The sequence below is a fragment of the Candidatus Omnitrophota bacterium genome (assembly GCA_030688425.1).
Classification (GTDB): domain Bacteria; phylum Omnitrophota; class Gorgyraeia; order Zapsychrales; family JANLHA01; genus JAUYIB01.
Window position 1 is genome coordinate 188,012 of record JAUYIB010000016.1, and the last position, 12,730, is coordinate 200,741.

Consider the following 12,730-nt stretch of genomic DNA (forward strand, 5'->3'; position numbering starts at 1 on the left):
AACCCCGGGGGTTGTGGCGGGGTATGGAATGGAGAGGAAGAGGCGATGAAAGACAAAGGGCTCACGGCATTTGAGTGGCAGGTCTTGAAGGCGGCGCTGGACATCCCGATCGGCGAGACGCGGTCTTACCAGTGGATCGCGCGGAAGATCGGCCGGCCCAAAGCGGTGCGGGCCGTGGGGCAGGCCCTGCGCAAGAACCCGTATCCGCTCATCATCCCCTGCCACCGCGTCATCAAGTCCGACGGCACGGCCGGCGGATACGCGGGACGCTACGGGACGAAGAAGGGGCGGCTTTTATCGAAAGAAAAGGAAATCGCGGAAGGCCTGAAGAGCGTCCGCTGAATTTTCCGAAATTTAACCGGGACAATCCAAGAGGGCAGAGCCATGAATATCCACGAACTGTTCAAGATGATGACCAACCAGGGGGCTTCGGACTTGTTTTTGACCGCCAATTCCGTTCCGCGGGCGAGGATCAACGGCCGCATCCAGGAATTGACCACGGAGGTCCTGACCCGGGAGATGATGGCGTCCGTCGCGGACACGCTTCTGGCCACGCCGGAGCGCAAGGCGAGTTACGCGGAAAATCAGGACATTGATTTCATTCACGAAGAGCCGGACAAGAGCCGGTTCCGCCTCAACGTGTTCATGCAGCGCGAAACGCCGGCGGTGGTCGCGCGGCACGTCCACCAGCAGTTCAAGACGTTCGAGGAATTGAGCCTCCCGGCGGAGCTGCTCCGCCAGCTCTGCGACCGGGCCACGGGGATCGTCCTGGTCTGCGGGCCGGCCGGCAGCGGCAAGTCCACCACGATCGCGAGCATGCTGGAATATATCAATATCAAATACGACAAGCACATCGTCACGATCGAGGACCCGATCGAATTCCTGTTCCAGAACAAAAAATGTATCGTCAACCAGCGCGAGCTGGGGATCGACGTGCCGAATTACCCGTCGGCGCTCAAGCACGTGACCCAGCAGAGCCCGGACATCATTTTCATCGGCAACACCCGCGACGTCGAGACCATGCACGCCGCCATGCACGCGACCGAACTGGGCTGTTTTGTGCTCACGACCTTCCACACGATCAATGCGACCCAGACCATCACGCGCATCGTCAACTTTTTCCCGCCGTACCTGCACGACGAGGTCCGCGCCCAGCTGTCGCTGATCCTCAAGGGGATCTTTTCGATCCGGCTGGTGCCCCGCTTCGACAAGCCCGGCCGCGTCCCGGCCTACGAGTCCATGGTGGTCACACCCACCATCTCCCGGCTTATCCGGGAAGGCAACCTCAAGGAGATCCAGAATTTCATCGACGAAGGCGAGATGTTCGGGATGCAGTCCTTCAAAAAGTCCCTGGTCGGCCTGGTCAAGCGGGGGATCGTGCTGGAGGAAGATGCCCGGAAGTTCGCCGACAGCAAGGACGATTTCGACCTGGAGCTGAAAGGCGTGAAGAGGTTTGAGAAGTAAGCCCCCGAGGCGACCTCGCAGGTCGGATCTGCACGTCAGTTCCCCTGGAGGGGCGAGTGAAAGTTTTTGTGGAAATTTATGGGTGACCGCTGGAGCCGGTTCATGCGATAGCACATTGAAGTTTTGATAATTTATGTAAATCTTTTTATAAAATTATGCACGAAGAGAACCTTCATTTATGGCAGCACGCGCACACTTTTGGCCAAGAGCTTAAACGCTCAGGGGAACGCCGGACGTCTATTGTTATTGCCGTGACCGGCACGATGATGGTCGTTGAAATTGTGGCAGGCCTTATTTTGGGATCCATGGCCTTGCTTGCCGACGGACTGCACATGGCCTCTCATGCGACGGCCCTGATCATTAACCTTTATGCTTATATTTATGCCCGGCGCCACGCCCATGATGCGCGGTTCAGCTTCGGGACGGGAAAAGTCAATGCCCTGGGAGGGTTCACGGGCGCTGTCCTTCTCGCGGTTTTTGCTTTGATGATGGCATGGGGAAGCGTTGAACGGATCATTCATCCTGTTGCTATTGCTTTTAACCAGGCTATTCTGGTTGCCATCATCGGATTAATGATAAACGGGGCTTCCGTATTGATCCTTGGCCACGAAGAAGATCAAGCTCACGGGCATGAGCATCATGACCATGATGGCCATCACCACGACCATAACTTAAGATCCGCTTATTTTCATGTGCTGGCTGATGCCTTGACATCTATTTTGGCCATCATCGCCCTTTTAACGGCAAAATATCTTGGCCTCATCTGGATGGACCCTGCCATGGGCATTGTGGGCGCCATTCTGGTATGCCGATGGTCTTTGGGACTGTTGCAGGCCACGAGCGCCATTCTTCTGGATCAAGAAGGACCGGGAAAAATCAAAACAATCATTAAGAAAAGAATAGAAAATGAAGACGATAACCGGATTGCCGACTTGCACCTCTGGACGATAGGCCCCAATCTTTACGGGGTTATCATTTCGATCGTTACCCATCATCCTGAACCGCCGGAGTATTATAAAAAACTGCTTCCATCTGACCTTGGGCTTGCGCATGTGACGGTTGAGGTTCATCAGTGCCCCGACAGGAAAGATTCCAGAATGCCGAGCCATTATTGAGGTTCAATGATTAACGTGGCCGCCTGTCAGGATATTCGGGAGAGAAAAATGAAGGGCAGAGAAAGCGGCATGCCGGGGAAGAAGGTCTGGGGGCGATTTTTCAACCCCGAGGACGCATTGAAAATCATGCGGGTCGACGGGCGTGTGAAGGATGTCGCGGAATTCGGGTGCGGTTACGGTACTTTCACCGTTCCAGCGGCAAGGATCGTGACGGGCACCGTTTATGCGTTTGACATCGAGGCCGACATGATTCACGAGACGGACCGGGAGGCGGAGAAAGCCGGCCTGCGGAACGTGAAAACAATCCTTCGCGATTTTATGGCGAAGGGGACGGGGTTGGAGGATGAGAGCGTCGACTATGTCATGCTTTTTAATATTCTTCACATTGAACATCCGGAGATATTATTGAGGGAATCCTCGAGAATCCTTCGGGGAACAGGGCGGCTCGGCGTTATCCATTGGAATTATGATCCCGCAACGCCGCGGGGGCCTTCCCTGGAGATCCGGCCGAAACCGGAGCAGTGCGTCGCATGGGCGGCGGCTTCCGGCTTTGTCGACCCGGAACGGCATGATTTGAAGCCATACCATTATGGGATTGTCATGAGGAAAGGGTGGGGCCATGGGGAGATTCAATACAGAGGATGAAATGAGCTATGTTGCGGATGAGATACAGAGAGCCCTTGAGGAAGCAAAGAAAACGGGCGAGTTTTTATGACGGTTCGGAGTCTTCCCCCAATCCTGTGTCATAAAGAGCATGATGAGGCCTCGGTTTTTTCTCCTGAAAATTTACTTCGGGAGGCGCGGCGGCAGCGGGATATTCCTTCGGGGAAAGTTCCGGAGATTTGTGTTCTTGACCCTGACGGGGATATCGTGCGCAACTTGATAGAACAGAACAAATGTTTTTTGAATCCTCATTGGGCCTGTTATCATTCAAAGCTTTATGATTTTGAGATGGATGGCATGACTTTTGGGATTGTCGGGTGTGCGGTTGGCTCTTCGTTTGCCGTATTGGTTGCTGAGGAACTTTTTGCCTCTGGGTGTCAATTTTTAATTAGCGTTACGTCAGCGGGGCAAATTCGTCCCTTGGATAAACTTCCTTATTTTGTTGTTATCGAGAAGGCTTCAAGAGATGAAGGGACGAGTTATCACTACCTCCCGGCATCTGAATACTCTGAGATGGGCGGGTTGTGTTTGAATATGATAAAGGATGCTTTCCGCCAGTCTCCGGTTTCAGTGTGTTTTGGGGTTACCTGGACAACTGATGCCCCTTTTCGGGAGACGGCCAAAGCGATTGAAAGTTATCGAAAAAAAGGAATTTGCGCTGTTGAAATGGAGGCTGCTGCCTTGTACGCTTTTTCAAAAGCCAAGAAAAAAAATGTTATATGTTTTGCCCATGTGACGAATGAAATGGGCAAGGGAAGCGGAGACTTTGAGAAAGGTGCCGCAGGCGGCAGTAAGGATGCTTTAGCGGTCATCTCCATTACTGCCCAAAAATGGTTGTCGACCCGGGACATGAAACCTGAGAAATAGGGGGGAGTCATGAGCTTTGATAGAAAAAGTCATTGGGAAAACGTCTATACGAACAAAACACCTGCGGAAGTCAGCTGGTATCAGCTTGAGCCCGCCGTATCTCTTAGGCTTATTGCTTCGACAGGAGTAAACCGTGCAGGCAAAATAATTGATGTCGGCGGCGGGGCATCCGTGCTTGTTGATAAACTGCTGGACCAGGGGTTTGGGGATTTGACAGTTCTTGATGTCTCGTCAAAGGCGCTGGACTATGCCAAAAAAAGATTGGGAAACAGGGCAGGAGCCGTGAAATGGATTGAGGCCGACATTGCAGAATTTGAATCTTCAGAAAAATATGACCTTTGGCATGACCGGGCGGTCTTCCATTTTCTTACTGATGAAGACGACCGGGAAAAATATGTCCAAAATATGAAAAGGGCATTGAATCCCGGCGGACATGTGATTATCGCCGCATTTTCTATTGATGGCCCGCTCAAATGCAGCGGTCTTGATGTCGAACGCTACAGCCCTGAAAAAATAAATAATGCGCTTGGCAATGCGTTTGAATTTGTTCAATCTGTCAATGAGGGGCATATGACGCCCGGGGGGAAAGAACAAAAATTTACGTATTGTTATTTTAGGAAGGTTGCAGATTGATAAAATTGGCAAAGAGCTGAATGTTATGATAGACATGTATAAATATTTGTAACGTTTTAAGTTTCAAAAAGATAGCCGCTTTTATGTTAAAAGCATTTTTCGATTTTACGCTTTTTGATACCACCTCGATAGAGGGTGAAAATCGGCACAATATTTTGTGGAGTAATAAGTTATAACAAAAAAGGCATACATTAAAAGTTTCGGTTGACAAATGAACGAACGCGAAACGGCGGACCCTCCGGGAGGGGAACTCCAAGGAGATCCAGAATTTCATCGATGAAGGCGAAATGTTCGGGATGCAGTCGTTCAAAAAGTCCCTGGTCGACCTGGTCAAGCGAGGGATCGTGCTTGAGGAAGATGCCCGGAAGTTCGCCGACAGCAAGGACGATTTCGACCTGGAGCTGAAAGGCGTGAAGCGGTTCGAGAAGTAAGTCCCTAGGCCAACTGCGTAGGTTGAACCTGCTTTGTGTTTGTCCACATGCAACTCATGGCACCAGGCGCCACTATAAGTTCTCCTTAAAATAAAATGAGTCCCGCAAAGATGCGTAAATATAAATTTACTGACGTTGAACCATACTTTTTGGAGAAGTTAAAGAGCTTGAGAAAGCTGTTGGATTCTGGCAATAGATTTGAAACAGCAATTCTGGCGCTATGCTATATAGATGCACTGGGTAATCTGTTTATGAAAGGGACTGGAACAAAGCAAAAATTTCTAGCTTTAATCTTTTCATATGGTGAAGTTGATGATTTTAGATGGGATAAGGTAAATTTAGCTGAATTCAAGAAAGTTGAAACGGGGGAGAACCTAAGGCAGAAGATGTGCGCAACATGTTATGAAAAGGTTCAACGATATATTGACCAAAACTTTTGCCAATATGATTATTCGGGTTCTAGCGAATGCATCAAAAAAGATAAATGTTTGCCTGAAGTAATCGTCGACATTTTAAAGTTTGGTAACGATAAGGCTTGCAACTGCAATATTATTTCAGAAGCATTATTAAAATGTCTTTACGATTCTACTTACGGGGGGATTTTGTATAGTAAATACCGATGCGAAGGTGTTCATAAAGGTAAATTTGATGAATTGTGGGACAGTTTATCAAGTCGCTTCGATGGGCCTTTTTATATGGATATTCAGGATTCATTGCCAGATTTTTCTATTCCTCCAGAATTTATACTCAAGGTATTTGAAAAATGTTTAGTTGGTTTAAAAGAGAATAATAAATAAAATCACAAGCAAATGGGCTGGAAGTAAAACTAAAATTTTCTCTAATATTATGTCAATGTTTAAGTTCAAAAGGGGCAGCAATAAATCAGTTTGGGCACAAAGAAGAATTGATTATGAAGAATTTTTGAAAAATGAAAAAATAGCAAATAAGTACACAAATAGGGCATACAAGCGAGACTATTCTTTTTTTAAGAGAGCGATATCTATTCATTTTGATTCCATGGGGTATGTTTATGATCTTATCCATGGTGGGGATGAAGATGAATTTTATGATGCTTTCATGCGGTTGGGTGTGAAGATCCTACATAATAGTGAGTCAATACGACATTTGATCAATCTTGGGCTTTACGGAAGTGGTTGGACCATATACAGGACGCTGTCTTTCGATGTCCTGATGTTATGGTATTTGTACTTCAATCCCAACTTGATCAAGGAATGGAGCAAGGAGAAGTTCAACACGTATAAGGACGTTGATTGGAGAAAGAAATTTTCAGAAAAAACCATAATAGACGAATTGAATAGGAGGGGCAAAAAATACTTATTCAATTTCGATTATGAAACTGATTTCAGGTTGTATAGCAAGGCAGCTCATCCGAGCTATTTTGGGGTGCGTTTTTTTCAGAATGAAAACGGGGAGCTTTCTTATTTGCCGAGTTTTAGCATGAAAGCGGGACATCTTCTTTTGGGTAGATTAATTGGGGTGCTGCCATATTCAACGCAGATTCTTTTAGAAAAAAATAAGTTGGAGATAGAAAAAAATCAAGTACTGGGTGTAATGCTAGAAAAATATAATAAGCTTATGCACGAACTTAACGACTATGGCAAATGTCTTGTAAAATTTAATAAAGAACGTTTGGGTGCAAAAAACGCTCGAGATATCGTTGGCACATAGGAATAACTTATTTAGCCAAGCCCATTTATCCCCTAACCCCAATTGGGACAAGGCCCCGTCGTATGGCTTCGTTCAAAAATACCCGTAGGCCGTCGTTGGGCACCGTGTTATAATATCCCCCAATATTTGCCATTGAGAGGAAGTATAGTCCTTCATGCAAGACGATATTCGACAGATCATTGTGGAGCTGGAAGGGAAGCTTGAGCAGCTCAGGGGGTTTCTTTGACCTTCCTAAAAAGCTGGAACAGATCAAATTTATCCAGGACCAGATGTCTCTCCCGAATTTTTGGGACAACAGCGACCACGCCAACAAGACGTTAAGGGACCTCAAATATCTCAAGGGCTGTGTTGACCCGTTCCAGAAGGGCGTCAGGCGGCTCGCGGATCTGAAGGAGCTGGCAGAGCTTTCCGGCGGGGATGAATCCTATGGTTCTCAGATCCTCACGGAGCTGGCGGACCTCAAGACGGAAGTCGCGCAGATCGAGGTCAAGGCGTTCCTGGCCGGCGAGTTCGACCGCAACAACGCGATCGTGAGCATCAACTCCGGCGCCGGCGGGACCGAGTCCTGCGACTGGGCGAACATGCTGTTGAGGATGTATGCCCGCTTCGCGGACATCAAGGGGTTTAAGGTCAGCACCATCGACATTCTGGCCGGCGAAGAAGCGGGGATCAAGAACGTGACCCTGCGGATGGAGGGCGAGATGGCCTACGGGCTTTTGAAGAGCGAGAAGGGCGTGCACCGGCTGGTGCGGATCTCGCCGTTCGACTCCAACAAGCGGCGCCACACCTCGTTCGCCTCGGTGGACGTGATCCCGGAGATCGAGGACGATATCCAGGTGGACATCCGGCCCGAGGACCTGCGGATCGACATTTTCCGTTCGTCCGGCCCGGGCGGGCAGAGCGTCAACACCACGGACTCGGCGGTGCGCATCACGCACCTTGCTTCGGGGATCGTGGTCCAGTGCCAGAACGAGCGCTCTCAGCTGCAGAACCGGCAGACGGCCATGAAGGTCTTGCGCGCGCGCCTTTACGAGAAGAAAAGCCGGGAGCAGGAAGCGCGCATGGCCAAGGAATACGGGGAGAAGCAGAAGATCGAGTGGGGAAGCCAGATCCGTTCGTACGTGATGCACCCCTACACGATGGTGAAGGACCACCGCACCAAGGCAGAGACAGGCAATGTCCAGAAGGTCATGGACGGGGACATCGAGATGTTCATTGAGGCGTTTCTGACCCAAAAGCCCCAGGCGGGCGGCGGGGACGACGACCTCCCGGAAAAGGATTAAGCCGTGCTGCATTTTTTTATCGGAAAATTTTTTGTGAAAAGCGCCCAGGCCGCCGTCAACCGGCTGGACCCGAAACCGGTCATTTTTTTCCATCCCGAGCTCCCTATCCCGTCGGTCCAGATGATCAAGCGCATGGCCAAGACGGTGGCGCGGATCAACACCATGGAGCCCGAGACGCAGAAATTGACGGACGAGGGCCTGCGCTTGAAGACGGACGAGTTCCGGAAGCGGTACCAGGACGGGATGAAAGAGCCCTTCGAGGAGCTCCGCCGGATCGAGGACGATCTGAAGAACGCCCCGCCGGACGCGGACCGGCAGGACCAGGAGAACCGCCTGTCCCAGGCCCGGAAGGACCTGAAAAAGGCCCGGAGGCGGGTCCTGGACGGCATTCTGCCCGAGGCCTTCGCGGTCGCGCGCGAGGCCGGCCTGAGATTTTTGAACATGAGGCACTTCGACGTCCAGCTCGTCGGCGGGATGTCGCTCCATGAAGGCAACATTTCGGAAATGTCCACCGGCGAAGGGAAGACGCTCGTAGCCACGCTGGCCGCGTATCTGAACGCCCTGGCCGACGAGGGCGTGCACGTGGTCACGGTGAACGATTACCTGGCCAGGCGCGACCGCGACTGGATGGGGCCGCTGTATGAAGCGCTGGGGCTGACCGTGGGCGTGATCCAGCACGACATGGACGCGCAGGAGCGGCGGGCCGCCTACGGCAGTGACATCACTTACGGGACGAACAATGAGTTCGGTTTCGATTATCTGCGCGACAACATGGTCGGATACAAGGAGGAGATGGTCCAGCGCGGGCACCATTTCGCGATCGTGGACGAGGTGGACAGCATCCTGATCGACGAGGCGCGCACGCCCCTGATCATCTCCGGCCCGGCCGAGGAGTCCACGGACAAATATTACCGCGCCAACGAGGCCGCCATCAAGCTCAAGGGCCGCCGCATCACCGAGCGCGAGGAGATCGAGGCCAAATACAAGAACGTGGATCTGACGACGGGGTACGATTACCTGGCGGACGAGAAGAACAAGTCCGTGTCCCTGACCGAGCCGGGCGAGGAGAAGACGGCGAAGCTCTTCGGGGTCGCGAACCTGCACGACATGGACACGATCGAGTACCGCCACCACATCCTGCAGGCGCTGAAGGCCAAGGAGTTTTTCAAGGCCGACGTGGATTACGTGGTGCGCGACGGCGAGGTCATCATCGTGGACGAGTTCACCGGACGGCTGATGCCCGGCCGCAGGTGGTCCGACGGGCTCCACCAGGCCGTCGAGGCCAAAGAGGGCATCAAGATCGAGCGCGAGAACCAGACCCTGGCCACGATCACGTTCCAGAATTATTTCCGCATGTATGAAAAGCTCTCCGGCATGACCGGGACCGCCTACACCGAGGCCAACGAGTTCAAGGAGATCTACAACCTGGACTGCGTGGTCATCCCCACCAACCGCCCCCTGAAGCGCATCAACCACACGGACTGCATTTACAAGACGCGGCGCGAGAAGTTCGAGGCGGTGGTCATGGAGATCGAGGCCTGCCACAAGCACGGCCAGCCGGCGCTGGTCGGCACCATCTCGATCGAAAAGTCCGAGCTGTTGTCGTCCATGCTCAAGAAGAAGGGCATCCCGCACCAGGTCCTGAACGCCAAATATCACGAGCTGGAAGCCCAGATCGTGGCCCAGGCCGGGCGGTTCAAGGGCGTGACGATCGCGACCAACATGGCCGGCCGCGGGACCGACATCCTTCTGGGCGGCAACGCGGAGTTCCTGGCCCGGAGCCTGGCCGAGACCCAGCTCAAGGAGGTGGAGGACGCCGAGCAGAGGCAGGCCACCGTCAAGAAATTTCTCGAGCAGTTCCGCGAGCAGGTCAAGAAGGAGCACGACCAGGTGGTGGAGGCCGGCGGCCTGCACGTCATCGGCACGGAGCGCCATGAGTCCCGGCGCATCGACAACCAGCTGCGCGGCCGTTCCGGGCGCCAGGGCGACCCCGGCTCGTCGAGATTTTACGTCTCTCTGGAGGACGATCTCATGCGGCTCTTCGGGTCCGAGAGGATCATGGGGATGATGGAACGCCTCGGCATGGAAGAAGGCCAGGTCATCGAGCACCCCTGGGTGAGCAAGAGCCTGGAGGTGGCGCAGAAACGCGTCGAGACCCACAACTTCGAGATCCGCAAGCAGCTTTTGGAATACGACAACGTGATGAACAAACAGCGCGAGGCGATCTACGGCCTGCGCCGCGCGGTCCTGGTGAGCGGCGACGTCAAAGACCGGGTCCTCCGCGCCATCGAGGACGAGGCCTTTGCCGCGGTCAGCCAGCACATTTTTTCAGACGACAAGCCCGAGGAGTGGGACATCGAGGGCCTGGAGGCCGCGCTCAAGACGCGGTTCAACCTGGACATCTCCGCCCACCGCGAGGCCATGCGCACCAGCATGACCCGTCCGGAGATCGAGGACCTGGTGATGAAGGGCATGCTCGGACGCTACGAGGCCAAGGAGCAGGAGATCCCGCCGGAGCATCTGCGCCGGCTGGAGCGGATCATCCTGTTGAACAATATCGACGCGAAATGGAAGGAACATCTTTACGCCATGGACCAGCTCAAGGAAGGCGTGGGCCTGCGGGCGTACGGCCAGCGCGATCCGCTGATCGAATACAAGCGCGAGGGGTACAAGATGTTCCAGGAGATGTATGAGTCCGTGAACCAGGAAGTGGTGGAGACCCTGTTCAAGATCCAGGCCGTGGCCCGCGACCAGGAGCGGCCCCGCAATGTGTTCGCGTCCATGCCGTGGAAGTTCGTGCATAAGGATTACACAAGTCTCGGCAGTTCGGCCCCCGCGCCGTCCGCCGGGCCGCAGATGCCGGACATGTCCCCGAAGCCGGTCGCTTCGCCCCAGCCCATCCACAAGAGCGGCCCCAAGGTCGGGCGCAATGACCCCTGTCCCTGCGGGAGCGGCAAAAAGTACAAGAAGTGCTGCGGCGCCTGATGAAAGCAAAATCGTCCGATCCCGTTTCTCTTCCGTTATCCGTCCGTATCAAATCCCTGTTGGCGCATCTGTCCCTGGCCCTGGTTTCCGCGGGGCTGATGGTCCTGGCCTATCCCAAGACCGATGCCTGGCCCCTGGCCTGGTTCGGCCTTGTCCCGCTTTTGCTCGCGCTCGACGGCAAACGGCCGGGAGCGGCTTACGGGCTCGGCTGGGTCTTCGGCTGCGCGTTTTTCGGCGGGACGTTGTATTGGCTGATGCATGTCACCGGCTTCGGGATGGCCCTGCTGGTGATGTTCCTCGCGAATTATATCGGGCTGTTCGCCCTCGGGCACTCCCTGTGGCGGAAACGCCCGTTGATGGAAAAGATTTTTTTGTATCCGGCCCTGTGGACGGCCCTGGAATTCATCCGCGACCGGTTTTTGAGCGGGTTCGGGTGGGCGAGCCTGGGGCATTCGCAATATCTTTTTCTGCCGGTCATCCAGATGGCCGACATCACGGGGATGTTCGGGGTTTCTTTTCTGGTGCTGATGGCGAATGTTGCGATCAAGGAAACACTCCGTCCCTCCGGCGGCCGGCGGGAATCGCGCAAGGCCGGCCTGACGCTGGCGATGATTTTGGCGGCCGTACTGGTTTACGGGGTGTTTCGCCTCAATCCCGCGAAACCGGACCCGACCCTGCGTGTCGCCATTGTCCAGCCGAACATTCCGCAGGAGATGAAGTGGCAGAGCTCGGCCTGGCCGGTCAACATGGAGAAGATGAAGGAGCTCACGCTCAGGGCCGCGGAAACCCGGCCGGATCTGATCATCTGGCCGGAGACGTCGTATCCGGGGTACATCTGGGATTCGCCCGCGCTGTATGAGGACATGAAGCAATTCATGGCCGGGGTTAAGGTGCCGCTGTTGTTCGGGGCGCATACCAAGATCGGGGATTCGTATTTCAATTCCGCGGTCCTTTTTGATTCCGCCGGGCAGGAAACCGCCCAATACGACAAGTTGCACCTGGTCCCGTTCGGGGAGTACCTGCCCCTGCGCAGGGCCTGGCCGTTTCTGGAGGAGATCGTGCCGATCGAGGATTTTACGGCCGGCCGGAAACAGACCGTGTTCACGATTCCCGACGGGAAAGGGCAGACCCTGTCGGTGCTGATCTGTTTTGAGGACACGATGGCGCGGCTGGCGCGGGAGTTTGTGAACTCCGGGGCCCGGCTGCTGGTGAACATCACCAATGACGCCTGGTTTCAGGACACCAAGGCCCCGTTCATGCACCTGCAGGCCGCGGTTTTTCGCACGGTGGAGAACCGCAGGGCCCTGGTGCGGGCCTCGAACACGGGCGTGAGCTGTTTCATCAGCAAAACAGGCAAGATCTATAAATATCTGGAATCCAACGGGAAGAAGACATTTGTGGACGGCGTGACCGTGGCGGACGTCGGATTTTCAGGAGGAAAGACATTTTATACAAAATCCGGAGATGTTTTTACATATTTCTGTTTTGGAGTTATACTATGGGGTATCATCACCGGAGAACTGAGACGGAAGAAACCGGGTCCCGGAATTAACCGCTAATCCCGCTTCGCGGGACGAGCGAGGCATAGAGCCAACGGCCG

12 protein-coding genes are annotated in these 12,730 nt (G+C 53.8%); all 12 read left to right on the forward strand.

What is annotated here, in order from left to right:
* Positions 1-45 precede the first annotated feature (45 nt).
* The 12 genes from Q8Q08_06670 (at position 46) to lnt (ending at position 12,689) form a co-directional block, all read left to right on the forward strand.
* A complete protein-coding gene (locus Q8Q08_06670) occupies positions 46-342 on the forward strand; it encodes an MGMT family protein (protein MDP2653699.1) in 297 nt (98 codons plus the stop codon).
* A gap of 42 nt (positions 343-384) precedes the next feature.
* Positions 385-1,464, forward strand: a complete 1,080-nt coding sequence (locus tag Q8Q08_06675) for a PilT/PilU family type 4a pilus ATPase (GenBank protein ID MDP2653700.1) — start codon at positions 385-387, stop codon at positions 1,462-1,464.
* 155 nt (positions 1,465-1,619) lie between these two features.
* Positions 1,620-2,579 (forward strand): CDF family Co(II)/Ni(II) efflux transporter DmeF, encoded by a 960-nt coding sequence (gene dmeF / locus Q8Q08_06680; protein ID MDP2653701.1) that lies wholly within the window; start codon positions 1,620-1,622, stop codon positions 2,577-2,579.
* 48 nt (positions 2,580-2,627) lie between these two features.
* Positions 2,628-3,224 (forward strand): class I SAM-dependent methyltransferase, encoded by a 597-nt coding sequence (locus tag Q8Q08_06685; GenBank protein ID MDP2653702.1) that lies wholly within the window; start codon positions 2,628-2,630, stop codon positions 3,222-3,224.
* A gap of 66 nt (positions 3,225-3,290) precedes the next feature.
* Positions 3,291-4,109 (forward strand): nucleoside phosphorylase, encoded by an 819-nt coding sequence (locus Q8Q08_06690; protein ID MDP2653703.1) that lies wholly within the window; start codon positions 3,291-3,293, stop codon positions 4,107-4,109.
* A gap of 9 nt (positions 4,110-4,118) precedes the next feature.
* Positions 4,119-4,742: a class I SAM-dependent methyltransferase gene (locus Q8Q08_06695; protein MDP2653704.1), complete on the forward strand. Its 624-nt coding sequence runs from the start codon at positions 4,119-4,121 to the stop codon at positions 4,740-4,742.
* Between the two features lie 296 nt (positions 4,743-5,038).
* Positions 5,039-5,173: a hypothetical protein gene (locus Q8Q08_06700; GenBank protein ID MDP2653705.1), complete on the forward strand. Its 135-nt coding sequence runs from the start codon at positions 5,039-5,041 to the stop codon at positions 5,171-5,173.
* Positions 5,174-5,283: 110 nt separating this feature from the next.
* Entirely contained in the window at positions 5,284-5,970 is a 687-nt protein-coding gene (locus tag Q8Q08_06705) for a hypothetical protein (GenBank protein ID MDP2653706.1), read from the forward strand.
* Between the two features lie 55 nt (positions 5,971-6,025).
* On the forward strand, positions 6,026-6,862 hold the full coding sequence (locus tag Q8Q08_06710; GenBank protein MDP2653707.1) for a hypothetical protein: 837 nt from the start codon (positions 6,026-6,028) through the stop codon (positions 6,860-6,862).
* 154 nt (positions 6,863-7,016) lie between these two features.
* Positions 7,017-8,145 (forward strand): peptide chain release factor 2 gene (prfB, locus tag Q8Q08_06715; GenBank protein MDP2653708.1). Its coding sequence is split into 2 segments (ribosomal slippage): positions 7,017-7,085 and positions 7,087-8,145, totalling 1,128 coding nucleotides; the frame shifts between segments, so codons are not numbered across the junction.
* Between the two features lie 3 nt (positions 8,146-8,148).
* Positions 8,149-11,130 carry a preprotein translocase subunit SecA gene (gene secA, locus Q8Q08_06720; GenBank protein ID MDP2653709.1) on the forward strand — a complete coding sequence of 994 codons (2,982 nt, stop codon included), beginning with the start codon at positions 8,149-8,151 and terminating at the stop codon, positions 11,128-11,130.
* Positions 11,130-12,689 carry an apolipoprotein N-acyltransferase gene (gene lnt, locus Q8Q08_06725; protein MDP2653710.1) on the forward strand — a complete coding sequence of 520 codons (1,560 nt, stop codon included), beginning with the start codon at positions 11,130-11,132 and terminating at the stop codon, positions 12,687-12,689. The genes secA and lnt overlap by 1 nt, the downstream gene beginning before the upstream one ends.
* The last annotated feature ends 41 nt before the right edge of the window (positions 12,690-12,730 follow it).

What these genes read in the sequence shown, in the direction of transcription:
- Q8Q08_06670 (MDP2653699.1), top strand. Translation starts at nt 46, where the DNA reads ATGAAAGACAAAGGGCTCACGGCATTTGAGTGGCAGGTCTTGAAGGCG.
- Q8Q08_06675 (MDP2653700.1), top strand. Translation starts at nt 385, where the DNA reads ATGAATATCCACGAACTGTTCAAGATGATGACCAACCAGGGGGCTTCG.
- dmeF (MDP2653701.1), top strand. Translation starts at nt 1,620, where the DNA reads ATGCACGAAGAGAACCTTCATTTATGGCAGCACGCGCACACTTTTGGC.
- Q8Q08_06685 (MDP2653702.1), top strand. Translation starts at nt 2,628, where the DNA reads ATGAAGGGCAGAGAAAGCGGCATGCCGGGGAAGAAGGTCTGGGGGCGA.
- Q8Q08_06690 (MDP2653703.1), top strand. Translation starts at nt 3,291, where the DNA reads ATGACGGTTCGGAGTCTTCCCCCAATCCTGTGTCATAAAGAGCATGAT.
- Q8Q08_06695 (MDP2653704.1), top strand. Translation starts at nt 4,119, where the DNA reads ATGAGCTTTGATAGAAAAAGTCATTGGGAAAACGTCTATACGAACAAA.
- Q8Q08_06700 (MDP2653705.1), top strand. Translation starts at nt 5,039, where the DNA reads ATGCAGTCGTTCAAAAAGTCCCTGGTCGACCTGGTCAAGCGAGGGATC.
- Q8Q08_06705 (MDP2653706.1), top strand. Translation starts at nt 5,284, where the DNA reads ATGCGTAAATATAAATTTACTGACGTTGAACCATACTTTTTGGAGAAG.
- Q8Q08_06710 (MDP2653707.1), top strand. Translation starts at nt 6,026, where the DNA reads ATGTTTAAGTTCAAAAGGGGCAGCAATAAATCAGTTTGGGCACAAAGA.
- lnt (MDP2653710.1), top strand. Translation starts at nt 11,130, where the DNA reads ATGAAAGCAAAATCGTCCGATCCCGTTTCTCTTCCGTTATCCGTCCGT.